The organism is Salinisphaera orenii subsp. halophila YIM 95161 (assembly GCF_003732545.1).
Lineage (GTDB): Bacteria > Pseudomonadota > Gammaproteobacteria > Nevskiales > Salinisphaeraceae > Salinisphaera > Salinisphaera orenii_A.
On the sequence record NZ_AYKF01000110.1, the window covers coordinates 87,488 to 114,285 of the forward strand.

Below are 26,798 nucleotides of genomic sequence, written 5' to 3' on the forward strand. Positions count from 1 at the left end.
AACGGTGGGCGCCCGCCGTGAGAATACGTGATTACCGAGGGCGCGCGATCGCTCCGAGCCTCCGCGCCGCCCGATACTCGGTTCGACGCGTTATGCTCGCGGCCTCGACCCCGCGGGGCGCAGCCGGAGCATGGCGTGCAGATATGGGTGGACGCGGACGCCTGTCCGGTCACGGTCAAGCAGATCCTGTTCAAGGCGTCCCGGCGCACCGGCATGGCCGTGACGCTGGTGGCCAACCAGCCGCTGCAGGTGCCGCGGCTGCCCCAGGTGCAGGCCATTCAGGTGCCGGGCGGGTTCGATGTCGCGGACAACGAGATCGTGCGCCGGGTGGCCGCGGGCGATCTGGTCGTCACCGCCGACATTCCGCTGGCCGCCGAGGTCATGGACAAGGGCGCGCATGCGCTCAACCCGCGCGGCGAGATGTACTCGGCCGACGATATCGCCGCGCGCCTGACCGTGCGCGACTTCATGGACACGCTGCGCGCCAGCGGTATCCACGGCGGCGGCCCGTCCGCGCTCGGCGAACGCGAGCGTCAGGCGTTCGCCAATGCGCTGGATCGGTGGCTGGCGCGGGCGACCCGCTAGCGGGCCGGCGCCGAGTCGGGCGCAAATCGCGCACCGACGCGCCGTTTCTCCCAACGATGGTGTCGTCGCCATACGGACGGCTGCCGGCGCCGCAGGCGCGCGCGCCGATCGCCGGTCGGCGGCGCCAACATCGTGTTCACGATCACTTTTATTGCTTCAAGCAATGTGTGGCCAGGCCGCAAAAGGCGCATTCCGGGCGCGGAGCCGACTGATTTTCCGGATGAAATCCGGGCGCGTTATTCGTGCATTGCGGCCGTGACGCCTATACTGATCGCGCAGGAAACTGCATCAATCAAAACGGTTAACACCAAGAGTAAAGTATGGCCAAAGGCACAGTGAAGTGGTTCAGCTCGGAGAAAGGCTTCGGCTTTATCGCTCCTGAAGACGGCAGCAAGGATCTCTTCGTTCACCATTCGGAGATCAAGATGAGCGGCTTTGCCAGTCTCGAAGACGGGCAGGCTGTCGAGTTTGAAGTAGGCGAGGGCAAGAAAGGGCCCTGCGCCAATAGCGTCGTTCCGCTTTAAGTTACGAACGCAAAAAAGGGGGCTGGAGCGATCCAGCCCCCTTTTTTTTGTCCGACACGAGCGCCGTGTGCGTCGTCCTGACGGCCGCGCGGTCCCGCCGGGTTTCGTGTCGGCGCCCGATTGAACCGGGTTTTCAGTAGTACCGATCCGCAATCGCGTTTGCGCCGGCGACCGCATCCGGGTGATCCATGATCAGCCGGGACAGCGTGTCGATTCGGGTCGTCTCGTCCGGGTCGATGCCGAGCGCGTCCATCAGATTCGCGAACGTCTCGTTCGTTTCGGGGTTGCCCCGGGCCACCGCACGGCGCAGTTCATCGTAGATGACCACGACGTAGCGTTCGATCTGCTGTCGATCGTTCAGCATGCCCGCGCTGTCCTCGGGCGGTAGCGTCACGAAATACTGGTCGGGACTGTATTCGTAGACCGCGCCCGAGGCGAAGTCCGTCGTGGAGCCGAACAGCCCGCCGGTGATCAGATTGCCGAAGAACCACGGCTCGGTCTTGGTTGCCAGCTCCTTCGTGACGGTCTTGTACCCCGCCAGTTCGAAGGTAAGCGTCTGATCGTCCTTTTTATCCAGGCGCGTACTGACGGGCGTTTCGCCTATCGCCTTGCCGTCCACGCGTACCGTGGCGCCGCTCGGCTCGGATTCGAAAGACACGCTCTGGCTGGTTCCCCCGACGATGGTGGCGCAGGCCGCACAGAGCAGGCTGCCTGATATGACCAGGCAGGTCAGCATGGTTTGCTTCATTGGATTCCCCCGTTTTGGAAAGGCGTCTCGCGGGCATCCGGCGATGCTCGAACACGAGAGCGCGTCGTAGCGCCACGACGAATGTCGGCCGCTGCCGGGGGTATCGGCCGGTCGGTCGCGTGGTTGAGCCGAAAGCCGTTCTGCGCCGGACATGTCCGGGATTGGCACGACGGACGCCGCGGCGGATTCATGTGCCTGACCCGCACTGTTTCCCGTGACGCACCCGAAAGTGGCGGCGCAGCGCTGTGCGGCGGATCGGGGCACCCGCCAGACGGCGGCCGGACGTCGGGAACGGCAAGGGGACCGTTCAGTGGCGCTGCAATGCGAGGCCATGACACGCATTGACCGGATACACCGGCGATGCGAGGCTCTCGCCTGACCTTCCACGGCGCCCGGCTCGCTGGCTTTGTGCGTGCCACCACCCGGCACGGGCTCGCGCTGTGATGGTAACTGGGGGACCGGGTGGGCGATTCCGGCCGGGTCGAGGTTTACGCAGGGCCGGTCGGCTCTCGCTCAGTCCAGCGAGTTTTCATGCACGCCAACCGCCCGTTGTTCGTCGTCGGCTGCTCGCGCTCGGGCACGACGCTGGTGCAGTCGCTTCTGGCCACGAGCGATCGCCTGCTGGCGTTGCCGGAAACCAACCGGCTCTATGCCGTCGCCGACGACCTGGATCGTCGTCGCTTCGGGCACGTGGGCGGCGTCCGTCGGGTGCTGCGGGATCGTCTTCGGGGACTGTACAACCGCGCCGGTCTGACCCGGAAGTTCGACTGGTCCAAGAATGTGGACAAGCTGCCGCAGGCGCTGGGCGACGAAGTGCGGCGCCGAGGGCTGGGGCGGGAGCGCTCGATCGCGCGGATCTATACCCAGTTCGGCGAGATGCTCGACGCCGTGGCCGGCGACCGGCGCTGGGTCGAGAAAAGCCCGCAGAACATCTTCGTGCTGGACCTTATCGAGCGTCATTTCGCGCAGCCGCAGTTCGTGCACATCGTGCGGTCGCCGCTGGACAACATCGCCTCGCTCGTGGACGCCGCGCGCAAGTATTCGACCTTCGGTGAGCGTTTCGGCGGCGCCAACGGTCTCGTCAAGGCCGTCCGGTACTACAACCGGGCGCTGTCCTGCTCGGTGGCCCGCCGCGGCGCCGACGGGCATCTGATCCTGCGCTACGAGGCGCTGGCCGCGGATGTGGACCGCCATCTGAGGCGGCTGGAGGCGTTTCTGGGCCTGCCCGCCGATTCCTTGCACCCGGTGTACGACACGACCGATATCGTCAAGGACCACGAGGTCTGGAAGCGCAACAGCCGTGCGATCCGGCCGGCGCCTTCCAAGGCGCACGAGGTGTTCACCGCCGAGCAGATCGCCTACGTCGAGCGGCACGCGCTGGACCCGGATCGCTGGTTTCCCGTCTAGGGCATTTTGATCGCCGTGCACGGACCGGGCGTGTCGGCGGTGCTCGATCACGGTCGGCCGGTTGGTCGCGCGCTCGCTTTTGATGCCGGGCCGTCGCGCCGATCGCTCCGGCGTGATAGGAATACGGAACGATCATTCGACTGCAGGAACGGCCATGTTTCGATTCGACCGGCTTCGCACGTCGCGGCGCGCTCGCCGCGGCCGCCCCGGCTGCCTTAGCCTGGCGGTCTCGGCGCTGATCCTGTTGATGCTGGCGGGCACGGCGGCCGGGGCGGGCGAGAACACTGCGTCCGAGCCGTCGCGGACCATCGCCATGGTCGGCGCCGGCAACATGGGCCAGGCGCTGGGCACTCTCTGGGCGGCCGCCGGCTATCACGTGATATTCGCCACCCGGCATCCGGACGAGCTGGACGACGTGGTGGCCGCGGCCGGTCACGGCGCCGAGGCCATGGCGGTGGGCGCCGCGGTGGAGCGCGCCGATATCGTCACGCTGGCGGTACCCTACGCCGCCGAGCCGTCGATCGCCGAGGCGCACGGCGAGGCGATGGCCGGCAAGGTGCTGGTGAACGTGGACAACGCCTTCGCCCATCGCGACGGCGAGATCGCCGCCGAGGCCGAGGCGGTCGGGGAGGCGGTCTATTCGGCGCGCCTGTTCGAGGGCACCCGCTTCATCCGCGCCTTCAATCTCAAGGGTGCCGCCAGCTTTCCGTCGCCGGACGCGGTCGAGGCGGCCGACTTCGAGATCCCCTGGACCACCAACGACGAATCCGTGCGCCCCATCGCCGAGGCGCTGATCGAGGCCACCGGCGGCACGCCGGTCTACGAAGGCGGCCTGGACAACGCGCGCGAATACTGAGCCCCGACGCGGGCGCGGTGATCACTCGGGCGTGTCGGGCACGTCCGGACGCATGTCCATATAGGAGCGGTCGTTGAGCGTGCGGTAGACGCCCGCGATGTTCGGCGCCAGCCATTCGTCGTACATGCGCAGATCGTCGAAGGCGGGCAGGCGGATCTCGTCCTGCAGGGTGGCGAGCGACTTGCCCGCGAGCATGCCGTCGCGGACCCGGGTGTAGAGCTGTTCGAGGTAGTCGCGGTAGCGGGCGACGTCGGCCCGGCTGCCGGCCTCGGCGTGGCCGCCGACGAACAGATCGAAATCGGTGGCCAGAATCTCGTCGGTGCTGTCGATCATGCCCTGGATGTCGTAGCCCTTGAGATCCCGGTAGGGCATGCGGCCGAGCACGATCCAGTCGACCACGTGCATCACGTCGGCCGGCTGGAAGTGCATGCTGATCGAGCCGCGGCCGTTGTTCGCGCCGTGGTAGCGCAGATGCACCCGGGCGGCGCCGAGATGGAGCGTCATCTCGTCGTTGAACGTCAGCTCGGGGATGCGCGTGTCGGCGCGGGTGTGCACCAGATCGGCGCGCGCCAGCCGATGGGCGACGAAGCGAACGCCCTCGCCGTCGAGCGCGCGACCGCCGTAGGTGTGGTCCATGTGGTTGTGGCTGTAGATCACGTAGCGCAGGGGCACGTCGAAGCGCGTCTCGAGTTCCCGCCCTAGCCAGGCGGCGGCCTCGGCGTCGATCGGGTCCGTGGCCACGATGCCGGCGTCGGTCACCATGAACACCGAACGGTAGTTGCCCGCCGTGAAACGGTAGACGTGGCCCTGCATGCGCTCGATCTCGTAGTCCGCGGCGCCGGCCGGGGCGAGCGGGACCAGCAGGCCGGCGAGCAGCGCCGCGGCGGCGATCAGTCGTGTCTTCATGCACGGCGGGCGGTGGGCATCATGGCCCGGAGTATGCCAGCGCGGCGCGCGTGCCGCGGTGGACGCCTACTGCAGCGTGGGCGAGGGTGCGTCGGGGTCCTCGATCAGCGCCTCCACATCGGTCGGGCTGAAGGTGTAGACCGTGTTGCAGAAGTGGCACTGGGTTTCGAGCTCGCCCTGTTCGGCGATCACGCTGCGCAGCTCCTCGGCACCGAGCTGGTGCAGGGCGCGGCCGAAACGCGCGCGCGAACAGGTGCAGCGAAAGATCACCGGCGCCGGCTCGAACAGCCGCGGCACCTCCTCGTGGAACAGCCGGTAGAGCACCTGCCGGGGCTCCAGCGCGGTCAGTTCCGAGGCGGTGATGGTGGCGGCGAGATGGTTGATGCGGTCCCAGGCCTCCGGGTCGGCGGTGGTCTCGGCCGCCGGCAGCTTCTGGATCAGCAGGCCGGCGGCCCGATGCGCGTCCGTGGCCAGCCAGAGCCGGGTCGGCAGCTGCTCGGACTGGGCGAAATAGTTCTCGAGACAGCCGGCGATGGTGCCCGCGGCCAGGTCGACGATGCCCTGGTAGCGCTGGCCGTCCTCCGGATCGAGCGTGATCACCACACGGCCGTCGCCGACCAGTGCGGCCAGGGTCGGCTCGTCGAGCGCGGCCACCGCCGCGTCGTCGAACCGGGCGATGCCGCGCAGCCGCTGGGCGCTCTCGGTGCTGCCCGGGTTGGACTCGGCCATGAGCAGCGACAGCGCACCGTTGCCGCGGATCTCGATGCTCAGCGTGCCGTCGAGTTTGACCGTCGCGGTCAGCAGCGCGCAGGCGGCCAGCAGCTCGCCGAGCTGGCGTTCGATCGGCGCCGGATAGTCGTGGCGCGCGATGGCGTCCTGATAGGTCGCCTCCAGCTGCGTGATCTCGCCGCGCACCGGCGTGTCGTCGAACAGGAAGCGTTGCAGATGATCGGCGGGCATGGCGGCACTCGTCTCGGATGTGAACGGGAAATGTGCGCTCGGGACGTCGGTTTCAACTCGGGACGCGGTGTGGTCTCGACCGCGCTGCTCGTGTGGCCGGTTTCCGCCCGGATCGTGGCCGCGATGTCAGTGTAGCGTCGTTTGCCCGCCTGGCCGTGGCGTACGGCTGCAAATGCAAGGGCGCGCATCGCCCGGTCTCGCTCGCTCGCGGCGAACGCGACAACGACGGCCTCTTTGTCGGCCTGGCTTGCGGTCGGTCCGGGCCCTGCGGAGCCCGGACGCGCGCCGTGCCGTATGGCACCGGTTATGCATGATGAAATCGGGCACGGCCGTGGCGCCAGGAGTGCGCGAATGGTGCCCCGAAGGTCGCGGCAGCAGGTCCGGGAGGTCACGCTCATGAGCCATTGTCAGCACTCGATGCAGAATCGCAACAACGCGACGATCGCGCGTCACGCCGAGGATCTGCGCCGCCTCTGCGGCATGACCTCGTACACGCGCGTGCTGGCCGAGGCGGTCGCGATACGGGGTCTTGCGCCGGCGACGGTGCCGCAGGCACTGGCGATCCTCGGTCTGCCCCGCGTCACGACGACCGGCACGCTGCTGGCCGACGGGCGCGGCTGGGTGAGCCGCGTGGTGCATTATCACGACGACGGCCGCGAGGTCGCGCGCTGGCTGGCCGGCCGCGAACTGCTGCTGGTGCTGTGCTGTCCGCCGCGCCGCTTCGCCGCCTACGAACTCGCGGCCACGGCCTGAGGCCTTTGTCGCCCGCGGCGGTGACCCTCGGGCGATCGTCGCGCTGCAACGACGGCGCGCGCCGCGGCGTAGACTGATACAGGCCCCAAGCCGGAGATTGGTCATGTCGATGCCGCAGGAGGCGGGCTACCACCCGCTCGCCCGTTGCTTTCACTGGCTCGTCGCCGTGCTCGTCTTCGCAGTCTGGCCGCTGGGCGCGCTGATCTCGGTGGTGGGCGACGACGTCCGGACCGGCTTCTATTTCTGGCACGAATCGCTGGGCTTCGTCGTGCTCTGGCTGATGCTGGCGCGTCTGTGCGTGCGCTTTCTCACCACCACGCCGGGCTCGCCGGCAGGCCTGCCGCGCGCTCTGGCGGGGCTGGCCCACGCCAACCAGTGGGCGCTCTATCTCGTGTTGATCGCGCAGCCGGTGGTGGGTTTTCTGGCCACCAACGCACACGGTTTTCCGCTGGACTGGTTCGGGCTGGGCACGGTGCCGAGCCCGGTGGGCGAGTCGCCGGCGCTGGCCGAGACGCTGTCGGCGATCCACTACTGGCTCGCCTGGGCAGTCCTGGCGCTCGTGGGCCTGCATGTGGCCGGGGTGCTGTATCACCGCGTGATCCGGCACGACGGGGTGCTCGCGCGCATGACCTGAGTGTGGCCGTTGCTCGTGGCGGCCGCGTCACCGGGCGGGTTGCGGAAAATCCGGATTGTTGGCGGACCGAACGCCTGCGACGGTAACGCTCCGTCCGGCTACCCACCGGCCATGACACGCGCCGCCACGGGGGCCGCTTGCCCAAGAACATCGTCATCTGCTGCGACGGCACGAACAGTCAGTTCGGCGGCGTGAACACCAACGTCGCCCATCTGTTCGATTCGCTGGCGCCCGACGGGCCGAAGCAGTGCGCCTGCTACGAGCCCGGGGTGGGCACCTTCGGCGCCGACTTCTTTTCGCTGAACGTCGGGCGCACGCTCGGCAAGGCGCTGGGCGCGGCGTTCGGCTACGGCATCAAGCAGAACCTGACGCGGGTGTATCGCTATCTCGTGGACACCTACGAGCCGGGCGACCGATTGTTCGTGTTCGGCTTCAGCCGTGGTGCCTTCACCGCGCGCTCGCTGGCGTCGCTGGTGGATCAGTGCGGGGTGCTCGATCGCGCCGGTCGCGATCGCGCGGGCGCGGTGGTGGCCGCCTACCTCGACGGCGACGATATCGCGGACGCGCGTCGGCGCACGGGCCCGGTCGCGGGCTGTGCCCCGCACTTCGTCGGCGTGTGGGAGACGGTGGGTGCGCTTGGCCTGCTGCTCCGGCTGCGGCGTTTTCACGACAACCGCCTGAGTCCGGGCGTGACGCATGCGGTGCAAGCGCTGGCCATCGATGAGAGACGCCGCAGTTTCGCGCCCACGCTCTGGGACGAGCGCCGGCTGGCGTCGGGGCAGCGGGTGCGCCAGTGCTGGTTCGCCGGCGTGCACAGCGACATCGGTGGCGGCTATGTCGACCGCGATCTGGCCGACATCACGCTGCGCTGGATACTGGCCGAGGCCGAGTCCGCAGGCCTGCGGGTATCCCCGGACGCCCGTGCGCGTCTGCAGGGGAATCCGGCGGGACGGCTGCACGATTCGTATCGCGGGTTCTGGCGATTGCTCGGCACGCATGTGCGCCGTATCGCAGCGGATGCCTGTATCCATGTCTCGGTCGCCCGGCGTCTGGCACGCCGGCCCGACTACCGCCCCGCCAACCTGCCGGAGCGCGCGCGACCGCCCGCGCCGTGAGCACCGCGGCCGGCGGTCCGGCCGCGGCGGCGCACGCTCAGCCGCCCGGCTCGTAGCCGAGGTTCGGGCCGATCCATTTTTCGGCGGTGGCAATGTCCCAGCCCTTGCGCTCGGCGTAGTCCTTGACCTGATCCTTGGCCACGCGGCCGAGCACGAAATAGCGTGACTCGGGATGGCTGAAGTACCAGCCGGACACCGCCGCGCCGGGCCACATCGCCCGCGAATCGGTGAGCGTGATGCCGGTGGTGTTGTCCACGTCCAGCAGTTTCCAGAGCGCATCCTTCTCGGTGTGCTCCGGGCAGGCGGGATAGCCGGGCGCCGGACGGATGCCCTCGTACTTCTCGCCGATCAGGTCCTCGTTGGCCAGCGACTCGTCCGGCGCGTGGCCCCACAGCTCGGCGCGCACGTACTTGTGCAGCCATTCGGCGAAGGACTCGGCCAGGCGGTCGGCCAGCGCTTCGACGAGGATGGCGTTGTAGTCGTCGTTCTGTTCCTTGAAACGCTCGACGATCTCCTTGGAGCCCAGCCCCGCGGTCACGGCGAAACCGCCGATCCAGTCGTCCTTGCCCGAATCCTCGGGGGCGATGAAGTCGGCGAGCGAGCGGTTGGGCACGCCCTTGCGGTGCTCGGTCTGCTGGCGCAAGTTGTGTAGAACCTGCACCGTTTCGCTGCGATCGTCCGAGAGCACGTGGATATCGTCGCCGACCCGCTTGGCCGGGAACAGGCCGGCCACGCCGTTGGCGGTGAGCCACTTGTCCTCGACGATCTTCTTGAGCATGGCCTGGGCCTCGTCGAAGAGCTTGCGCGCCTCCGGGCCCTTGTTGGGATCGTTGAGGATGTCGGGGTAGCGGCCCTTCATCTCCCAGGACAGGAAGAACGGCGTCCAGTCGATGGTGTCGACGAGCTTCTCGATCGGAAAGTCGCGGAAGACGTACATGCCGGATTCGGGCGTGGCCTCGCCGTTGGCTCCGCTCTTGGCATGGGGCGGCGCCTGGCGCTCGCCGAACTCGGTTGTCTCGGGCAGCTTCGGCCGCGGCGGCGCGTAGTTTTCCCAGTCCAGTTGCACGCCGTTGGCGCGGGCGTCGGACAGCGTCAGGAATTTGTCCTTCTTCTTGTTGGCGTGGCGCTCGCGCAGCTTGTCGTAGTCTTCCTTGAGCTCGTCCACGAGTTCCGCGCGGGCTTTCTTGTCGACCATGCGCGAGGCGACCGGCACCGAACGGCTGGCGTCCTTGACCCACATCACGGCGCCGTCGTAGCGGGGGTCGATCTTGACTGCGGTGTGGGCGCGGGAGGTCGTGGCACCGCCGATCAGCAGCGGGGTGTCCATGCCGCGGCGCTGCATCTCGCTGGCGACGTTGACCATCTCGTCGAGCGACGGGGTGATCAGGCCCGACAGGCCGATGATGTCCGCGTCGTGCTTCTCGGCGGCGCTCAGGATCTCGTTCATCGGCTGCATCACGCCGAGGTCGATCACCTCGAAGTTGTTGCACTGGAGCACCACGCCGACGATGTTCTTGCCGATGTCGTGCACGTCGCCCTTCACGGTCGCCATGATGATGGTGCCGTTGTTCGAGCCCTTGTCGGCCTCGTCCTTTTCTTCCTCGATATAGGGCAGCAGATAGGCCACGGCCTTTTTCATCACGCGCGCGGATTTCACCACCTGCGGCAGGAACATCTTGCCGTCGCCGAACAGATCGCCGACGACGTTCATGCCGTCCATCAGCGGCCCTTCGATGACCTCCAGCGGCTTGTCGGCCTGCTGGCGGGCCTCTTCGGTGTCCTCGGTGACATAGGTGTCGATGCCCTTGACCAGCGAATGCTCGAGGCGCTTGGTGACCTCCCATTCGCGCCAGGCGAGATCTTCCTTCGAATCCTTCTGCTTGCCCTTGCCCTTGTATTCCTCGGCGAGATCGAGCAGGCGCTCGGTAGCGTCGTCGCGCTTGTTGAGCACCACGTCCTCGCAAGCCTCGCGCAGCGCCTCGGGAATATCGTCGTAGACCTCGAGCTGGCCGGCGTTGACGATGGCCATGTCCAGACCGGTCGGGATGGCGTGATAGAGAAACACCGAGTGCATCGCCTGACGCACGGTCTCGTTGCCGCGGAACGAGAATGACACGTTCGACAGCCCGCCGGAGAAGTGGGCGTGCGGGCAGGTCTCACGCAGTCGCTTGACCGCGTTGATGAAATCGACCGCGTAGTTGTTGTGCTCCTCGATGCCGGTGGCGATCGCGAAGATGTTGAGATCGAAGATGATGTCCTCGGGCGGGAAATCGAGCTTTTCCAGCAGCATGTCGTAGGCACGCTGGGCAATCTCGACCTTGCGGTCCTCGGTGTCGGCCTGGCCGTCCTCGTCGAAGGCCATGACCACCACGGCCGCGCCGTAGTCCAGGCAAGCCTGGGCCTGGTCGAGGAATTTCTCCTCGCCTTCCTTGAGCGAGATGGAATTGACCATCCCCTTGCCCTGGATGCACTGCAGGCCGGCCTCGATCACCTCCCACTTGGACGAGTCGACCATCACCGGCACCTTGGCGATGTCCGGCTCGCCGGCGATCAGGTTCAGGAAATGGCGCATGGCCTCGAGGGAATCCAGCATCCCCTCGTCCATGTTCACGTCGATGACCTGGGCGCCGTTCTCGACCTGGTTGCGGGCCACGTCCAGCGCGGTGTCGTAGTCGCCTTCCTTGATCAGGCGCATGAAGCGCTTGCTGCCGGTGACGTTCGTGCGTTCGCCGATGTTGATGAAGTTGCTTGCGTCCATGAAGACCCTCGTCGGGGCGGCTGCGCTAACGGCACCGCCGTGAAACGTCACGCCCGGCGCGCGCGAGGCGCGGCGGCCGGGCGGCTTGAAATGACGCGCGGCTGCTGCCGCGCGATGGTTCTCAGGCCGATGCGGTGAACGGCTCGAGACCCGACAGGCGCATCGCGCGCTTGATCTCGGGACGCTGGCGTGGCGTCTTGCCCGCGACCGCATCGGCGATCGCGCCGATATGCTCGGGTGTGGAGCCGCAGCAGCCCCCGGCCATGTTGAGCAGACCCGATTCCGCCCATTCGCCGATGTGCTCGGCCATCTCGTCCGGCTGCAGGTCGTACTCGCCGAACTCGTTGGGCAGGCCCGCGTTCGGGTAGGCGTGCGTGTAGCAGGGCGTGATCCGCGACATCTCCTCGACGTACTGGCGCAGCGCGTCCGGGCCCAGCGCGCAGTTCAGGCCCATGGTCAGCGGCCGGGCGTGGGCGACCGAGTTGTAGAAGGCCTCGGTAGTCTGGCCCGAGAGCGTGCGGCCCGAGGCGTCGGTGATCGTGCCCGAGATCATCAGCGGCACGTCGATGTCGCGCTCGCGCAGGAGCCGGCGATAGGCGTAGATCGCGGCCTTGGCGTTGAGTGTGTCGAAGATCGTCTCCATCAGGATGATGTCGACGCCGCCCTCGAGCAGGGCCTCGGCGGCCTCGCCGTAGGCCTGGGCCAGCTCGTTGAAGTCGGTGTTGCGCTTGCCGGGGTCGTTGACGTCCGGCGAGATCGAGGCGGTGCGGTTGGTCGGGCCGATCACCCCGGCGACGAAGCGCGGCCGCTCCTCGGTGCTGTATTCGTCGGCGACCTCGCGCGCGATCCGGGCCCCCTCGCGATTGAGTTCCGCCGCCAGGTCCTCCATGTGATAGTCGGCCTGGGCGATGGTCGTCGAGGAGAAGGTGTTGGTCGTGATGATGTCCGACCCGGCCTCGGCATACGCCGAGCTGATCTCGTGGATGAGGTCCGGATAGGTCAGCGTCAGCAGGTCGTTGTTACCCTTGAGATCGCTGTCCCAGTCGGCAAAGCGCTCGCCGCGATACTCGGACTCGTCCGGATCGTGGTTCTGGATCATGGTGCCCATGGCGCCGTCCAGCACCAGAATCCGGTCGGCGAGTGCGGCGTGCAGCAGCTCGTTTCGCTGGTCGCTCATGTAACAGATGTCGCGAAGTGAGGCCACACAGTATATCCGCTTATCCGGATAGGCGGAAAATCGGGCCGGAATCGCCGACCCGTGTCGGCGCCGGCTTGACGCCGTCAAGCGCGCTATCTAGGCTCTTCCACGCTACAGGTATCCGCGGCCGAGCTGCCGCGGATCGAAACGGGAAGCCGGTGCGTCGCGCGCCCAGCGTGCAGACAAGGCCGGCGCTGCCCCCGCAACGGTAAGCGAGTCAGCGTCACCGCATGGGCCACTGGGCATCCGCCCGGGAAGGCGCGGCAGACGGGCGAAAGCCGCTCGCAAGCCCGGAGACCGGCCTGTCGCTTGGGGTGACGGCATCGCGGCGGGCGATGGTCGGCTGATGGGCGCCCCGCGAGCATGCGGACTCGCGCCCGTTTTCCGGTTTTCTCCGATCGCGGCCGCGCCGTTTTCCGGCGCGCGGGTGCGCGCGTCCCAGTTCAGGGGGAACCGATGAATCATCCATACCGCGGCGGCCGCCGCGCCGTAGCGCTGGCGATCGCCGGCGTGTTCACGACTGCCGCGCCCGTGACGTTCGCGGCGCCGTCCGCCGAGGCCCGGTCCGGCGAAGCCGATCGGCTCGACAGCATCCAGGTCACGGCCACGCGCACGCCGCAGCGCGAGTCGCAGACGCTGGCGCCGACCACCGTGGTCACGCGCGCCGACATCGAGCGGCTGCAGGCGCGTTCGGCGCGCGACGTGCTGCGGCGCACGCCGGGCGTGTCCATCGCCAACAACGGCGGCCCGGGCAAGTCCACCTCGATCTTTCTGCGCGGGACCGAATCCGATCACACGCTGGTGCTCGTCGACGGCGTCGAATACCGCTCGGCGACCGCCGGCCAGGCCGCCATCGAGGATCTGCCGGTCGAACAGATCGAACGCATCGAGATCGTGCGCGGCCCGCGTTCGTCGCTGTACGGTGCGGATGCGATCGGCGGCGTGATCCAGATCTTCACCCGCGACGGCCGGGGCACGCGCGGCACGCGGCCCTACTTCCAGCTCGGGGCCGGCAGCGACGGCACCTATGAGGGCCAGGTCGGCGTCTCGGGCAGCGACGAGAACTCGCACTACAACCTGAGCGTGACCGGGCGCCGGACCGACGGTTTCGACTCCTGTCGCTCGGAGGCGGCCGGCGCCGGCGGCTGTTTCGCCGACGAACCGGACGACGACGGTTACGATCGCGTCTCGCTGGCCTTTGATTACGGCCACATCTTCGACAACGGCGTCGAGTGGGATCTCAATTTCCTGCGTTCGCAGGCCGACGTCGAGTTCGACGGTACGGCCCAGAACGCGAGCGACAGCATCCAGCAGATCATCGGCACGTCGCTGACCTGGCGGCCGGTCGAGGCCTGGCGCACCCGGCTGTCCTACGGCAACAGCCAGGACGACGCCGACAACTTCCTGGACGGCGTCTACGTCACCGCCTTCGAGACGCAGCGTCATCAAGTCACCTGGCAGAACGACTGGACGTTGCCGAACGACGATCTGCTGACGCTGGGCCTGGACTACGAGCACGAGAGCGTCGACGGCGACAACGACGGCGATCGCCGCAACGATTTCACCGGCGATGCGCTCGAGGACAGCCGCGACAACAGCGCCGTGTTCGTGCAGTACCTCGGCGACTGGGGCCGGCATCACGTCCAGCTCGCCGGCCGCGGCGACGACAACGAGCAGTTCGGCGAGCACGCCACGGGTTCGGCCACCTACGGCTTCGATCTGACCGAGACCTATCGGCTCAGCGCCTCCTACGGCACGGCGTTCAAGGCGCCCACGTTCAACGAGCTGTATTTTCCGGACTACGGCAATCCCGATCTCGACCCCGAGGAGTCGGAGAGTGTGGAGATCGGCCTCGACGCCGATCACGACTGGGGCCAGTGGTCGCTGCGCGCCTACCAGACCGAAATCGACGATCTGATCGCTTACGACGCGGCCACCTTCGGCCCCGCGAACATTCAGGAGACGCGGATCCGCGGCGCCGAGGCCAGCCTCGGCACGACCATCGCCGAGTGGCAGCTCAACACGCAGTTCACCTGGCTGGAGGCCGAGAATCGCACGGACGGCGCCGATCGGGGCAACGACCTGCCGCGCCGGCCCGCATATTCCGCGCAGTTCGATGTGGATCGTGCGTTCGGGCGCTACAGTGCGGGCGCGAGCCTGACGCTGGCGGATTCGAGCTATGACGACCTGGCTAATCAGAACGAGCTGGACAGCTATCAGCTCGTGGATCTGCGCGTCGCGATGGATGTCGCACGCGACTGGCGGCTGCAGGCCCAGCTCAACAATGTCTTCGACGAGGACTACGAGACCGCACGGTTCTACAATCAGGCCGACCGCAATGTCTTCTTCACGCTGCGCTACCAGCCGCAGTAAACCGATGCCGCAGCGGAGCCGACGCGCCCGCTGCGGCCCCGACCGGAGCCACCATGAGCGACGAGACACCGACTGATACCGACAAGGATCGACGCCACAAGGCCGCGATGGCGAAGCAAAAGGATCGCGTGGACGCCGCGATCGAGGCCGCGGACACCGAACGCGGCGTGTTCGTGTTCATCACCGGCAAGGGCAAGGGCAAGTCCTCCTCGGCCTTCGGCATGGTCATGCGCGCGCTGGGCTACGGCCAGAAGATCGGCGTGGTGCAGTTCATCAAGGGCGTGCAGCTCTCCGGTGAGGAGCTCTATCTGCGCGATCACTGCCCGCAGGTGGATTTCCACCAGATGGGTACTGGATTCACGTGGAACACCCAGGGTCGCTCGGGCGACATCGAAGCCGCCGAGCGGACCTGGGGCTATGTCGAACCGATGCTGCGCGATGCCTCCTACGATCTGGTCGTCATCGACGAGCTGACCTACATGCTTGGCTACAAGTATCTGGACGAGCAGCGCGTGCTGGATGCGATCGCGAACCGGCCGCAGGAGCAGTCGGTGATCGTCACCGGTCGCGGCGGCGGTTCGGCCCTGCGCGATCTGGCCGACACGGTCTCCGAGGTCGACAACGTCAAGCACGCCTTCAAGGCCGGCATCAAGGCGCGGCGGGGCGTGGACTACTGATCGCCGCTGCGGACGACAACGCGCACGGCGCGCCGGCATGCTGGTCGGCCGAAGCGCTGGTGGACGATGCGGCGCCGCTCGCCCCGCCCGCCGGTGCGCTGCCGCCCGGCTGGCACGGCCGCGTCGATCGCGGGGCCGTCGGCGTGCTCTTCGATCGCCCGCGCCCGGTGCTCAGTTCGGCGCTGGTCAATGGCGGCTGGGGGCAGGCCGGCGGTTTCTGCAACATGACCGTTGATTCCGCCGCGCCCCGGCACGCCGGCGGGCCCGCCGCGCTGGTCGCCGAGACCGCGGCGGCACGAGGCTTGCCCGCCGACAGCGTGGGCATGATGACCGGCGCCTGGATGCACCGGCTGCGGCTGGCCAGCGTCCGCGAGGCCGGCCACACGCTGTGTCTGCTGCTCACCGCGGGTCTGGCCAACGCCCGCCGCGCCGGGGACCCCGCCGACGGCGCCGAGCTGGTGCCGGCCGGTGATGGGCCGCTTGGTGATGAGCCGGTCGGCACCATCAACTGTGCCTTCGGGACCAGTCTGGCGTTGACGCCGGCGGCCTGTGCCGAGACGCTGGCCACGCTCACCGAGGCCAAGACGGCGACCCTGATCGATCACGGCGTGACCAGCCCCGTCGCGGGCGCGCCGGCCACCGGCACCGGGACCGACGCCACCGCGGTCTTCGCCGGCCTCGACGGCGCGCCGCTGGCCTACACCGGCAAGCACACCCGTTTCGGCGAGCTCGCGGCGCGGCTGATGATCGCCGCGCTCGGCGACGCGCTGGCGGGGATGCGGGGAGCGGCCCATGCCCGCTAGGACGCTCATGATCCAGGGCACGGCCACCGACGCCGGCAAGTCGACCCTGGTCGCCGGGCTCGCCCGCGCCTGGCATCGGCGCGGCGTGGCGGTGGCCCCGTTCAAGCCGCAGAACATGTCGCTCAACAGCGCGGTGTCGGTCGACGGCGGCGAGATCGCCCGCGCTCAGGCGGTCCAGGCCCAGGCCTGCGGGCTGGCGCCGACCATCGACATGAGCCCGGTGCTGATCAAGCCCTCCAGCGACACCGGCGCCCAGGTCATCGTCCACGGCCGCGCCGTCGGGGCGATGGGCGCCGGCGCCTATCACGACTACAAGCGCGTCGCGATGGCCGCCGTGCGCGCCTCGCACGCCCGTCTGGCCGCGGCCCACGATCGGGTGCTGGTCGAGGGCGCGGGCAGCCCCGCCGAAATCAATCTGCGCGACGGCGATATCGCCAACATGGGCTTCGCCGAGGCCGTGGACTGTCCGGTGATCCTGGTCGCCGATATCGACAAGGGCGGCGTGTTCGCCCAGATCGTGGGGACGCTGGCGCTGCTGTCCGACTCCGAACGCGACCGGGTGGCCGGGTTCGTGATCAATCGCTTCCGCGGCGATATCGCCCTGCTGCAGTCCGGTCTCGACTGGCTCGAGGCCCATACCGGCAAGCCGGTGTTCGGCGTGCTGCCCTGGCTGACCGGTCTGCATCTGGAGGCCGAGGACGCGATCGCGCGCGACCAGCGCCTGGACGGCGAGCCCCGGCTGGTGGTCGAGGTGCCGGCCCTGCCGCGCATCTCCAACCACACCGACCTCGACGCCCTGCGATTGCACCCGCAGGTGGACCTGCGCTGGGTCGGCCCGGGCGATCGCCCGGGCGGCGCGGACCTGATCGTGCTGCCCGGCTCCAAGAACGTGCGTGCGGACCTCGCCTTCCTGCGCGAGCGCGGCTGGGACGACCATATCCGACGGCACCTGCGCTACGGTGGCAAGCTGCTCGGCATCTGCGGCGGCTACCAGATGCTGGGGCGCAGCGTGGCCGATCCGGACGGCGTGGAGGACGCGCCCGGCACCACCGCGGGGCTGGGCCTGCTCGATCTGGAGACCACGATCGACACCGAGAAACACCTGCAGAACGTGGCCGGCACGCTGGTCGCGGGCGGTGCGGTGCGCGGCTATCGCATCCACTGCGGCCACACCACCGGGGCCGCGCTGGCGCGGCCGTTCGTGGCCCTGGCCGACGGCCCCGACGGCGCGATCTCGGCGGACGGACAGATCGCCGGCACTTATCTGCACGGCCTGTTCGACACCGCCGCCGGCTGTGACGCCCTGCTGGCCTGGGCGGGATTGGTCGATGGCCAGGCGGTCGACCAGCACGCGATCCGAGAGGCGGAACTGGAGCGGTTGGCCGACGCCGTCGAGGCCGCCATCGATCTGGACCGGCTGCCGTGAAGCCGCGCACGCTGCTCGTCGTGCTGACACTGGCGCTGCCGGCGGCGCTGCTGGTGGCGATCCTGCTGGGCGCGGTGGCGCTGCCGCCCGCCGGTGTGTTCGCGGCGCTGCTCGGCCAGGGCGACGACGCCCGGCTCGGGCTGATCGTGCAGCACATCCGCGCGCCGCGCGCCGTGCTCACCGCCCTGGTGGGCGCGCTGCTGGCGGTCTGCGGCGCGGCCATGCAGGGGCTGTTCCGCAATCCGCTGGCCGATCCCTCGCTGATCGGAGTGACCGCCGGGGCCTCGGCCGGCGCCAGCCTGGCCATCGTCTTCGGCGGCGCCCTGTCCGGGCTGGCGGGGCTGTCGCTGGTCTCGCTGGGCGCCTTCGCCGGCGGCACTCTGGCCGTGATCGTCGTCTACCGGCTGGCCACCGACGCCGCCGGCACGTCGGTGGCGACCATGCTGCTGGCCGGCATCGCCATCGGCGCGATCGCCGGCAGCCTGTCCTCGCTGCTTGAGTTCTATGCCAGCAACGACATGCTGCGCCGGATCAGCCTCTGGCGCATGGGCGGTCTGGACGGCGCGAACTGGCCGCGGGTGGCCATCGTGGCCGCCGTGGCCGTGGTCATCCTCGGCGTTCTGCCGGCCCAGGCGAACGCGCTCAACGCCCTGCTGCTGGGCGAATCCGAGGCGCGCCATCTGGGCGTGGCCGTGGATGCGGTCAAGCGCCGGCTGGTGCTTCTGGCCGCGGCCGGGGTCGGGGTCTCGGTGGCGGTGGCCGGAGCCATCGCCTTCGTCGGGCTGGTGGTGCCGCATGTGGTGCGCATGCTGATCGGGCCGGACCACCGCGGGCTGCTGCCGGCCTCGGCGCTCGCCGGCGCGGTGCTGCTGCTGGCCGCGGACACCCTGGCGCGCCTCGTGATCGCCCCGAGCGAGCTGCCTGTGGGGCTGCTCACCGCGCTGCTGGGGGCGCCGTTCTTCATCTCGCTGCTGCGGCGGCGGCGCGAATACGGGATGCCGTGATGCTCGAGGTGGCCGACGTCGATGTCGCCCGCGGCGGCCGGACCCTGCTCCGCGGGCTGTCGTTCCATCTGGCCGCCGGCGAGCGGCTGGCCGTGATCGGGCCCAACGGCGCCGGCAAGTCCAGCCTGCTGCACACGCTGATCGGCGATCACGCCCCCGCCCGCGGCGACATCCGTGTCGGCGGCCGGCCGCTGACCGCGCTCGGCGATCGCGAGCGGGCCTGTCGACTGGCGCTGTTGCCGCAGGCGAGCACGCTCGATTTCCCGTTCACGGTGGACGAGGTGGTGGCCCTCGGGCGCACCCCGCACGCCTCAGGCGCGGTCGCCGACCGGGCCGTGATCGAGGCGGTCTGTGCGGCCACCGACATCGATCATCTGCGCCGCCGGCTGTACCCGCGGCTGTCGGGCGGCGAGAAGCAGCGGGTCCAGCTGGCCCGCGTGCTCGCCCAGATCTGGCGCCCGGAGGACGCCGGCGAGCGCCTGCTGCTGCTCGACGAGCCGGTGGCCGCGCTGGACATCGGCCATCAGGCGCTGGTCATGGATCGCATCGCGGCCTTCGCCGCCGGCGGTGCGGCCGTGGTCGTGGTGCTGCACGACATCAGCCTGGCCGCGCGCCACGCCGATCGCATGCTCGCGCTGCGCGACGGCGCGGCCGTGGCTCAGGGCGTGCCGTCCGATGTCGTCACGGTCGATACCATGCGCCGCCTTTTCGATGCCGATGCCTGTGTGATGACGCATCCGCGCACCCATACGCCGGTGGTGCTGCATGGCTGAGGGTAGGTGCGCACATCTGGTGCTCGGCGGGGCCCGCAGCGGCAAGTCCGCCTTCGCCGAAGCCCGCGCGCTGGCGGCGGGCGGCGTCGGCCGCTGGGTCTATGTGGCCACCGCCCGGGCGCAGGATTCGGAGATGCAGGACCGCATCGACCGCCACCGGGCCCGGCGCGACCCGCGCTGGGAGACGGTCGAGGCGCCGCTGGATCTGGCCGCCGCGCTGGCCCGCCACGACGCGCCCGGCACCTGCGTGCTGGTCGACTGCCTCACCCTGTGGCTGACCAACGCACTCACCGAAGACTGCTGGCCCGCCGAACGCGAGGCGCTGCTGGCGGCGGTCGCGGCCAGCCGTGCCCGCCTGCTGCTGGTCAGCAACGAGGTCGGCTCCGGCGTGGTGCCGATGGGCGCGCTCTCGCGCACGTTCGTGGACGAGGCCGGGCGCCTGCACCAGCGTCTGGCCGCGACCTGCGCCCGCGTCACCCTGGTGGTGGCCGGCCTGCCGACGACCCTGAAGGACGACTGCCCATGAACGACTGGCTGCTGCGGCCCACCGCGGCCATCGACCCCACGGCCCGGGCGGCGGCGCGCGCCCGTCAGCGACAGCTGACCAAGCCGCCCGGGGCCCTCGGCCGGCTGGAGACCCTGGCCGAGGACTTCGCCGGCTGGCAGGGGCGCGCCATGCCCCGGCTGGAGCATGTCGATGTCTGCGTGTTCGCCGCCGATCACGGCGTGGCGGCGCGCGGGGTCTCGGCCTTTCCGCAGGCGGTCACCGGGCAGATGATCGCCAACTTCGCCACCGGCGGCGCCGCGGTGGCCGTGCTCGCGCGCGCCGGCGACGCGCGTCTGAGCGTGGTCAATCTGGGCACGGTCGAGCCGCTGCCGGCCGCCGCCGGCGTGCTCGACCTGCAGCTGGCACCCGGCAGCGCGGATTTCACCGTGGCGCCGGCACTGACGCCGCCGCTGATGGAGGCCGCGCTCGCCGCCGGCCGCGCACGGGTCGACGCGGCAGGGTCGCTGTTCATCGGCGGCGAGATGGGCATCGGCAACACCACCAGCGCGGCGGCGGTTCTGGCCGGCCTGCTCGACGTCGCGCCGGAGACGGCGATCGGTCGCGGCACCGGCGTGGACGACGCCGGCCTGGCGCGCAAGCACGAGGCCATCGCCGCCGGTCTGGCCCGCCACGGCGGCGACTGGCGGGGACTGGCCGGTCCCGAGCGCGCCCTCGCGGTGCTGCAGCGGGTCGGCGGGCTCGAGATCGCGGCCCTGGCGGGCGCCTTCGTGGCCGCGGCCCAGGCCGGGGTGCCGTTGCTGGTGGACGGCTTCATCACCACCGTCGCCGCCCTGGCCGCCTGTGCGATCAACCCCGGCACGCGCGACTGGCTGCTGTTCGCCCACCGCTCGGCCGAGGCCGGTCACGGCCGCGCCCTCGACGCCCTCGAGGCGGCGCCGCTGCTGGATCTGGGCATGCGCCTCGGCGAGGGCAGCGGCGCGGTCGTTGCGCTGTCCCTGCTGCGCTCGGCGCTGGTGGTGCATGCCGAGATGGCGACCTTCGCCGATGCCGGCGTGGCCGACGACGGGGGCGGCGAATGACCGGGATCGCGACCACCACCATCGACCTGCTGCGCCACGCCGAGTGCGAGGGCGGCGCCATCTTCCGCGGCTCGCGGGACGTGGCCCTGGCCGCGGCGGGCTGGGCGCGGCTGCGGCGCGTGGCCGCGGGCGTGCCGGACTGGCAGTGGGTGACCAGCTCGCCGCTGATCCGCTGCCGGGCCTTCGCCGAGGCCCTGGCCGCCGAGCGCGGTCTCGCCTGCGGCGTGGACGCCCGATTCCGCGAGATGTCCTTCGGCGCCTGGGAAGGCCGGCCGGTGGCCGACGTCTGGGCCGAGGAAGAGACCGCGGCATCCGCCTGGCTGGCCGATCCCGAGGCCCACCCGCCGCCCGGCGGCGAGGCGCTGGCGGCGGTGCGGGCGCGCGCCCGCGAAGGCTTCGACGATCGCATCGACGCGGCCCGCGGCAGCCACGGCGTGATCGTGACCCACGGTGGGCTGATGCGCGCCCTGCTCGGCGATCTGCTCGCCATGCCGGGCACCGCCATCCAGCGGCTGGCTACGCCCTACGCCTGCCTCAGCCGCCTCCGCGTGACGCACGCGGCGCAAGGCGACATGCTGCGGCTGGTCGGACACAACATCGGCGGGGACGACGTCGCATGAAACGCCTGCAACCCTTCTGGCTCGCCTGCGCGCTGCTGACCACGCTGCCCGTCGGGCCGCTGGTGCACACGCCGGTCGCCTCGCGTGATTCCGGGCGGTCGGTGGTCTGCTATCCGCTGGTGGGGCTGCTGATCGGCCTGCTGGTTGCCGGCTTCGCGGCGCTGCTGGCCGGCGTGCACGCGGGGCTCGCGGCGGTGCTCACCCTCGCGGTCTGGGTGGCGCTGAGCGGTGCCCTGCATCTCGACGGTCTGGCCGACTGCACGGATGCCTGGTTCGCCGGCCACCGCGATCCCGAGCGCTGTCTGGCGGTCATGCGCGATCCGGCGGCCGGGCCGATGGCGGTGGTCGCACTGGTCCTGCTGCTGCTGACCAAGGCCGCGGCGCTGACGGTCCTCGTCGGGACCGGGGATGCACTGGCGCTGGTCGCCGCGCCGGTGCTTGCGCGTTCGGGCGCGGCCGTGCTCATGGCGACCACGGCCTATCGCCGGTCCGGCGGCCTGGCCACGGCCATGGCCGCGTGGCTGCCGCGGCGGGCCACGGCCCTGGCGGTGGCCGCGGTGGCGGTCATCGGGCTGTTCGTCGTCGGCCCGGGCCGCTGGCTGATTCTGCTGGCCGCGGCGATCGCCGCCGGCGCGGCCTGGCGCGGGCTCTGGCAGCGCCGTATCGGCGGCTACACTGGCGACGTCGTCGGCGGCCTGATCGAATGCGTGGAGCTGGCCGTGGTGGTCGCGGCCGCGCTCACGGTTTGAGTCCGGCGTGGGGCTGAGTCTGGCGATGCTGGCCGCAGTTCTGTTCGATCGGCTGCTGGGCGAGCCGCGGCGTCTGCATCCGGTCGTCGGCTTCGGCGCGCTGGCCACGCGCGTGGGCCGCGATCTGCAGCCGCACGGGCGTATCGGCGGCGTGCTCGCGGTGGCGCTGCTGGTGTTGTTGCCGGGGGTGGCGACGGCGCTGGCCGTCGTCCTGCTGCCGGCGGCCGTCGGCTGGATGGTGGCCGCCGTGCTGGCGAGTCTGTGCATCGCCGCCCGCAGTCTGCGTGAACACGGCCAGGCCGTAGCGGCGCCGCTGGCCGCCGGCGATCTGCCGGCGGCGCGCCGTGCGGTCGCGCGTCTGGTCAGCCGCGAGACCGCCGCCATGGACGCCGCGGCGATCCGGCGCGCGGTGATCGAGTCGCTGCTGGAAAACGCGAGCGACGGCGTCTTCGCATCGCTGTTCTGGTTTGCCGTCGGCGGCCTGGTCGGCGGCCCGGCGGCGGCCGCGGCGCTGGTGATCGGCCATCGGCTGGCCAACACCCTGGACGCGATGTGGGGCTATCGCACGCCGGCATGGCGTCGCTTCGGCTGGGCCGCGGCGCGCCTGGACGATCTGCTGAACTGGCTGCCGGCCCGGGCGAGCGCGGCGAGCCTCGCCCTGGTGGGCGACCGCCGCGCGGCGCTGGCCTGCTGGCGCGCGCAGGCCGGCGCCTGCGACAGCCCGAACGCGGGGCCGGTGATGAGCGCCGGCGCCGGCGCGCTCGGCCTGCGCCTCGGCGGCGCGGCGCGCTATCACGGACAGCAGCGCGCACGCCCGGTGCTGGGCTGCGGCGCGCCGCCGGCCGACGGTGACGTTCGCCGCGCGCTCGCCCTGATCGGGCGCGCGCTCGTGCTCTGGTGCGCGGTCATCGTCGGCCTCGACGTTGTTCTGTGATGGAGATCGGCGGTCATCGGCGTCGCCGCACCACGGCTGTCGTGCCGGCATCGGCGCGCCGGGCGGCCGCTGACCGGGGATGGCTTCGACGCGTCGCGCGAGGGTTGAACGGTCTTGTGCCGTTCGGCCTGTCGCCCGGCATCGACCGCCGTCGTGTGGGCGACGCCGCGCCGCGCCTGATGCTGTTCGTCGGGCTCCTGCTCGGCCTCGCGCCGGCGGCGTGGCCGGGCGAAGGCGTCGCGGTCACGGACTTTCTCGGTCGCGAGATCGAGCTGGACGCGCCGGCCGAACGCATCGTCGCACTGGCGCCGCATCTGGTGGAGAATCTCTACACCGCCGGCGCCGGCGAGGCGCTGGTGGGCGCGGTCTCGCACAGCGACTATCCGGCCGCGGCGCGGGCCCTGCCCGAGGTCGGCGGCTACACCAGCGTCAGCCTGGAGGCGGTCGTCGCCCTCGACCCCGATCTGGTGGTTGCCTGGGCCTCGGGCGACGGCGGCTCGCGGGCCACACGCGAGCGCTTCGCCACCCTCGGTATTCCGGTGTACGTCGATCGGCCGCGGCGGCTGGACGACGTCGCCCGCGCGATCGTGGACCTGGGCCGTCTGGCCGGCCACGCGGAGACCGCTGCCGTCGCCGCCCGGCGCTTTCGCGCGGGCATCGAGACGCTGCGCCGTCGCTACGCCGACCGGCCGCCGGTCAGCGTGTTCTACCAGGTCTGGGACGAACCGCTGCAGACGCTGGGGCGCGACCAGTTCGTGGGCCAGCTCATCCGGCTGTGCGGCGGCCGCAATATCTTCGCCGACGTGGCCACGCTGGCGCCCAAGGTGAGCATCGAGTCGGTGCTGGCCCGGGATCCGGAGGTCATCGTCGCCAGCGGCATGGGCGACGAGCGGCCGGACTGGCTGGACGACTGGCGCGCCTGGCCGGGACTGCGGGCGGTGGCCGACGACCAGCTGCACTTCGTGCCGCCCGATCTGATCCAGCGGCCGACACTGCGCCTGCTCGACGGCGCCCGGCAGCTCTGCGAGGCCATCGACGCCGCGCGCTGACGCCGCCCCGGCCGGCGACGACGCCGGTCTCAGTCCAGCGCCAGCCAGACGCCCACGGCCGCCATCAGGGTACCGGCGACGCGGTTGAGCAGCACGACGTTGCGCCGCTGGTGCAGGAAATCGCGCACCAGCTGGCCGCCACCGGCATAGAGCAGCAGGCTGCAGAACTCGATGCCGAGAATCAGCCCGACCAATAGTGCGAGCTGCGGCGCCAGCGGCTGCGACGCCTCGAGAAACGGCGGCAGCAGGGCGATGAAGAAGGCCCAGCCCTTGGGGTTGGCGACCGCGGTCACAAAGCCCTGGACGGCCAGGTTCGCCGGGCCCGTGCCGGTCGTGCGCGAGTCCGCTTCGACGGTCCCGGCGGGCCCGCGATCGCGCCACATCATCACCCCCAGATAGACCAGATAGGCGCCGCCGCCCCACTTCAGCAGCATGAACGCCGCCGGATAGCGGAGCATGAGCGCGGCCGCACCCACCACCGCGGCCACCGCCACCAGCCCGACACCGGCGAGCTCGCCGGCCATCATCGGCAGTGTGCGCCGCACGCCCAGGCGCATGCCCAGACTCAGCGACAGCATCATGCACATCCCGGGCGTGAGCGAGACGAGCACGAAGGTGGGCACGAACACGGTCAGGGCCGGCAGCGAGGGCATGAGGGAAGCGCTGGAGGAACGAGCCCTGCGAGATGGCGGCCGGCGGCCGCGAAATCAAGCAGCCGCGGATGTCGAGCCGGTGCTCAGGTCGCGAACAGCTGGCCGCGGTCCTGAAAGGCCTTGAACTCCAGCGCGTTGCCACAGGGATCGAGCAGGAACATGGTCGCCTGTTCGCCCGGTTCGCCGCGGAAACGGATGTGCGGCTCGATCACGAAATCGATGCCGCGGGCGCGCAGGCGCTCGGCCAGCGCCTCCCATTCCGCCCACTCGAGCACGATGCCGAAATGCGGGATCGGCACGTCGTGGCCGTCGACGGGATTGGTGTGGGCACCGTCCTGGGCCAGCGTCTTCGGGTGCTCGTGGATGACGAGCTGGTGGCCGTAGAAGTCGAAGTCGACCCACTGGGTGTCGGAGCGGCCCTCGGACAGGCCGAAGGTCTCGCCGTAGAAGCGGCGCGCCGCGGGCAGGTCGTGAACCGGGATCGCGAGATGAAAGGGGGACAGCGCCATGGGAACTCCGGGCGGCGTGGATCGGACCCGGCGACCATAAACCGCACTCGGGTGATCGTGCCAGCCACACACCTCGTCGACACTCGCGACGGTGTCGTACGTGCCAGCGCGCCCTGGGCGGCGCCAAGCCGCCCGGGGCTCGGAATCGGCTGACGCCAGAGCCGCCGGCGCGTTCGGCGAGGGGCGCGACGATGGCCGTGAACCATCGCTGCCACCAAGCCCCGAATGATCGAGGCCGGCGCGGTGCTGAACTCGCGCCGGTCGGGCGCATGCCCGGGCGAGTGGCGCCCGGGTTCGGGTGACCCGACCCACGGGCCGCCGGCTGCCTGGGTGCGGGACCGGGCGCCGGAAGTGCCGTGCCGCACGAGCAGCGGTGACGCTGGATTGCGGCACAACGGCCCGGCCCTGCCGGATACGCTCGAGAGCGCGTCCCGCGGCCTCGCCCAGCCCGGCCCTGGTACGCCCGCTGCTACGCGCGCGGCGGGCTCATCATTGCGAGCGGCGGTTCGGGCCGGGTGCGTCGGACCGACAGGCCATATCTAGTCGCGCTGGTAAGTACCCACCAGACGATTCATGCCGAGCAGGTGCGGCTCGACCTTGTCGAGCAGCTCGTGCAGCTTCAGGCCCGGCGGCAGATCCAGGCCCGTGTCCAGCGCCAGGACCCAGAAATAATAGTGGTGCACGCCGTGGCCCTCGGGGGGCATGGGTCCGCCGTAGTTCTGTTCGCCGAAGTCGTTGACGCCGGCGGTGCCCTTGTCGGTGCCCTCGGCGAGCTCGCTGGTCGAAGCCGGCAGGTTGTAGAGCAGCCAGTGAACGAAACCGTAGGTGCCGTTCTGGATCAGCGGCGCGTCCGGGTCGTGGCAGATCACGGCAAACGATTTGGCGCCCTCCGGCGCGCCCTGCCAGGCCAGTGCCGGCGAGAGATTGTCGGCTTCCGGACTGTGCCGGGCCGGGATGGTGCCGTGGGTGCCGAAGGCGCTGCTGCTGACCGCCGTGTTCGAGAGAGCGAATGCCATGTCGAATTCCTTGTCCGAACGAAGTTGGCGCCAAGCCTAACCCGCAAGCACCGATCTCTTGAAGTGGCGCCGTGCGACGGGGCGTGCGACAGACGCAGCCGGCCGTGCGGCTCGCGCGTCGTCCCAGCCGCGGCCCGGCGCCCGGCCGAGACCGAGCGCTTGCGGCTCCCCCCCCCCCCCC

25 protein-coding genes, 2 pseudogenes and 1 riboswitch are annotated in these 26,798 nt (G+C 70.3%); of the genes and pseudogenes, 19 read left to right on the top strand and 8 right to left on the bottom strand.

Annotated features, from left to right (window positions below):
* The first annotated feature begins 135 nt into the window (after positions 1 to 135).
* Together SAHL_RS13975 and SAHL_RS13980 are read left to right on the top strand one after the other, a co-directional pair.
* Entirely contained in the window at positions 136 to 585 is a 450-nt protein-coding gene (locus SAHL_RS13975; RefSeq protein ID WP_123592031.1) for a YaiI/YqxD family protein, read from the top strand.
* Positions 586 to 905: 320 nt separating this feature from the next.
* Entirely contained in the window at positions 906 to 1,109 is a 204-nt protein-coding gene (locus tag SAHL_RS13980) for a cold-shock protein (protein WP_123592032.1), read from the top strand.
* Between the two features lie 133 nt (positions 1,110 to 1,242).
* Here SAHL_RS13980 and SAHL_RS17870 read toward each other — a convergent pair whose 3' ends face one another.
* A complete protein-coding gene (locus tag SAHL_RS17870) occupies positions 1,243 to 1,857 on the bottom strand; it encodes a PEGA domain-containing protein (RefSeq protein ID WP_184947713.1) in 615 nt (204 codons plus the stop codon).
* Positions 1,858 to 2,388: 531 nt separating this feature from the next.
* Between SAHL_RS17870 and SAHL_RS13990 the strand changes: the two genes are divergently transcribed.
* Complete coding sequence (locus tag SAHL_RS13990) at positions 2,389 to 3,264, top strand: sulfotransferase family protein (protein ID WP_123592034.1); 876 nt, start codon at positions 2,389 to 2,391, stop codon at positions 3,262 to 3,264.
* A gap of 154 nt (positions 3,265 to 3,418) precedes the next feature.
* Positions 3,419 to 4,120: an NADPH-dependent F420 reductase gene (locus SAHL_RS13995; protein WP_184947715.1), complete on the top strand. Its 702-nt coding sequence runs from the start codon at positions 3,419 to 3,421 to the stop codon at positions 4,118 to 4,120.
* 21 nt (positions 4,121 to 4,141) lie between these two features.
* On the opposite strand, the gene SAHL_RS14000 is transcribed toward SAHL_RS13995, so the two are convergent.
* Positions 4,142 to 5,026 carry an MBL fold metallo-hydrolase gene (locus SAHL_RS14000; RefSeq protein WP_221177966.1) on the bottom strand — a complete coding sequence of 295 codons (885 nt, stop codon included), beginning with the start codon at positions 5,024 to 5,026 and terminating at the stop codon, positions 4,142 to 4,144.
* Between the two features lie 66 nt (positions 5,027 to 5,092).
* Positions 5,093 to 5,986, bottom strand: a complete 894-nt coding sequence (hslO, locus tag SAHL_RS14005) for an Hsp33 family molecular chaperone HslO (RefSeq protein WP_123592036.1) — start codon at positions 5,984 to 5,986, stop codon at positions 5,093 to 5,095.
* Positions 5,987 to 6,337: 351 nt separating this feature from the next.
* On the opposite strand from hslO, the gene SAHL_RS14010 reads away from it, so the two are divergent.
* The 3 genes from SAHL_RS14010 to SAHL_RS14020 all read left to right on the top strand — a co-directional run bounded on the left by SAHL_RS14010 (position 6,338) and on the right by SAHL_RS14020 (position 8,488).
* Positions 6,338 to 6,739: a hypothetical protein gene (locus SAHL_RS14010; protein ID WP_184947717.1), complete on the top strand. Its 402-nt coding sequence runs from the start codon at positions 6,338 to 6,340 to the stop codon at positions 6,737 to 6,739.
* Between the two features lie 103 nt (positions 6,740 to 6,842).
* Positions 6,843 to 7,373 (top strand): cytochrome b, encoded by a 531-nt coding sequence (locus SAHL_RS14015; protein ID WP_123592038.1) that lies wholly within the window; start codon positions 6,843 to 6,845, stop codon positions 7,371 to 7,373.
* A gap of 137 nt (positions 7,374 to 7,510) precedes the next feature.
* Positions 7,511 to 8,488 (top strand): DUF2235 domain-containing protein, encoded by a 978-nt coding sequence (locus SAHL_RS14020; RefSeq protein ID WP_123592039.1) that lies wholly within the window; start codon positions 7,511 to 7,513, stop codon positions 8,486 to 8,488.
* 37 nt (positions 8,489 to 8,525) lie between these two features.
* Here SAHL_RS14020 and metH read toward each other — a convergent pair.
* Both metH and SAHL_RS14030 read right to left on the bottom strand, forming a co-directional pair.
* Positions 8,526 to 11,249 (bottom strand): annotated as a pseudogene (metH, locus tag SAHL_RS14025) (methionine synthase); the annotation flags it as partial.
* Between the two features lie 132 nt (positions 11,250 to 11,381).
* Positions 11,382 to 12,423, bottom strand: a pseudogene (locus tag SAHL_RS14030) (homocysteine S-methyltransferase family protein); the annotation flags it as partial.
* A 119-nt stretch (positions 12,424 to 12,542) separates the two neighbouring features.
* A riboswitch (cobalamin riboswitch) is annotated at positions 12,543 to 12,764 on the top strand.
* A gap of 136 nt (positions 12,765 to 12,900) precedes the next feature.
* Between SAHL_RS14030 and btuB the strand changes: the two are divergent.
* The 12 genes from btuB to SAHL_RS14090 all read left to right on the top strand — a co-directional run bounded on the left by btuB (position 12,901) and on the right by SAHL_RS14090 (position 24,439).
* Positions 12,901 to 14,817 (top strand): TonB-dependent vitamin B12 receptor, encoded by a 1,917-nt coding sequence (gene btuB / locus SAHL_RS14035; protein WP_123592042.1) that lies wholly within the window; start codon positions 12,901 to 12,903, stop codon positions 14,815 to 14,817.
* Positions 14,818 to 14,870: 53 nt separating this feature from the next.
* On the top strand, positions 14,871 to 15,494 hold the full coding sequence (gene cobO / locus SAHL_RS14040) for a cob(I)yrinic acid a,c-diamide adenosyltransferase (protein ID WP_123592043.1): 624 nt from the start codon (positions 14,871 to 14,873) through the stop codon (positions 15,492 to 15,494).
* A gap of 59 nt (positions 15,495 to 15,553) precedes the next feature.
* Positions 15,554 to 16,297 carry an adenosylcobinamide amidohydrolase gene (locus SAHL_RS14045; protein WP_184947720.1) on the top strand — a complete coding sequence of 248 codons (744 nt, stop codon included), beginning with the start codon at positions 15,554 to 15,556 and terminating at the stop codon, positions 16,295 to 16,297.
* Complete coding sequence (locus tag SAHL_RS14050) at positions 16,287 to 17,723, top strand: cobyric acid synthase (RefSeq protein WP_245968544.1); 1,437 nt, start codon at positions 16,287 to 16,289, stop codon at positions 17,721 to 17,723. Before SAHL_RS14045 ends, SAHL_RS14050 begins: the two co-directional genes overlap by 11 nt.
* Positions 17,720 to 18,727: a FecCD family ABC transporter permease gene (locus SAHL_RS14055; RefSeq protein WP_123592045.1), complete on the top strand. Its 1,008-nt coding sequence runs from the start codon at positions 17,720 to 17,722 to the stop codon at positions 18,725 to 18,727. The genes SAHL_RS14050 and SAHL_RS14055 overlap by 4 nt, the downstream gene beginning before the upstream one ends.
* Positions 18,727 to 19,500, top strand: a complete 774-nt coding sequence (locus SAHL_RS14060) for a heme ABC transporter ATP-binding protein (RefSeq protein ID WP_123592046.1) — start codon at positions 18,727 to 18,729, stop codon at positions 19,498 to 19,500. Before SAHL_RS14055 ends, SAHL_RS14060 begins: the two co-directional genes overlap by 1 nt.
* A complete protein-coding gene (gene cobU / locus SAHL_RS14065) occupies positions 19,493 to 20,026 on the top strand; it encodes a bifunctional adenosylcobinamide kinase/adenosylcobinamide-phosphate guanylyltransferase (protein WP_123592047.1) in 534 nt (177 codons plus the stop codon). The genes SAHL_RS14060 and cobU overlap by 8 nt, the downstream gene beginning before the upstream one ends.
* Positions 20,023 to 21,087 (top strand): nicotinate-nucleotide--dimethylbenzimidazole phosphoribosyltransferase, encoded by a 1,065-nt coding sequence (cobT, locus tag SAHL_RS14070; protein ID WP_123592048.1) that lies wholly within the window; start codon positions 20,023 to 20,025, stop codon positions 21,085 to 21,087. Before cobU ends, cobT begins: the two co-directional genes overlap by 4 nt.
* Positions 21,084 to 21,707 (top strand): histidine phosphatase family protein, encoded by a 624-nt coding sequence (locus SAHL_RS14075; protein ID WP_123592049.1) that lies wholly within the window; start codon positions 21,084 to 21,086, stop codon positions 21,705 to 21,707. The genes cobT and SAHL_RS14075 overlap by 4 nt, the downstream gene beginning before the upstream one ends.
* A 5-nt stretch (positions 21,708 to 21,712) precedes the next feature.
* A complete protein-coding gene (cobS, locus tag SAHL_RS14080; RefSeq protein ID WP_123592059.1) occupies positions 21,713 to 22,456 on the top strand; it encodes an adenosylcobinamide-GDP ribazoletransferase in 744 nt (247 codons plus the stop codon).
* Between the two features lie 7 nt (positions 22,457 to 22,463).
* Positions 22,464 to 23,390 (top strand): adenosylcobinamide-phosphate synthase CbiB, encoded by a 927-nt coding sequence (gene cbiB, locus SAHL_RS14085; RefSeq protein WP_221177968.1) that lies wholly within the window; start codon positions 22,464 to 22,466, stop codon positions 23,388 to 23,390.
* 179 nt (positions 23,391 to 23,569) lie between these two features.
* Positions 23,570 to 24,439 (top strand): cobalamin-binding protein, encoded by an 870-nt coding sequence (locus SAHL_RS14090; protein WP_123592060.1) that lies wholly within the window; start codon positions 23,570 to 23,572, stop codon positions 24,437 to 24,439.
* 29 nt (positions 24,440 to 24,468) lie between these two features.
* Here the strand turns inward: SAHL_RS14090 and SAHL_RS14095 are convergent, their stop codons facing one another.
* The 3 genes from SAHL_RS14095 to SAHL_RS14105 form a co-directional block, all read right to left on the bottom strand.
* Entirely contained in the window at positions 24,469 to 25,092 is a 624-nt protein-coding gene (locus SAHL_RS14095) for a LysE family translocator (protein WP_123592051.1), read from the bottom strand.
* A gap of 83 nt (positions 25,093 to 25,175) precedes the next feature.
* On the bottom strand, positions 25,176 to 25,601 hold the full coding sequence (locus SAHL_RS14100; protein WP_123592052.1) for a VOC family protein: 426 nt from the start codon (positions 25,599 to 25,601) through the stop codon (positions 25,176 to 25,178).
* Between the two features lie 539 nt (positions 25,602 to 26,140).
* The gene (locus SAHL_RS14105; protein ID WP_123592053.1) at positions 26,141 to 26,617 is read right to left on the bottom strand and encodes a YbhB/YbcL family Raf kinase inhibitor-like protein; all 477 of its coding nucleotides are present in this window, start codon (positions 26,615 to 26,617) and stop codon (positions 26,141 to 26,143) included.
* Positions 26,618 to 26,798: the final 181 nt, after the last annotated feature.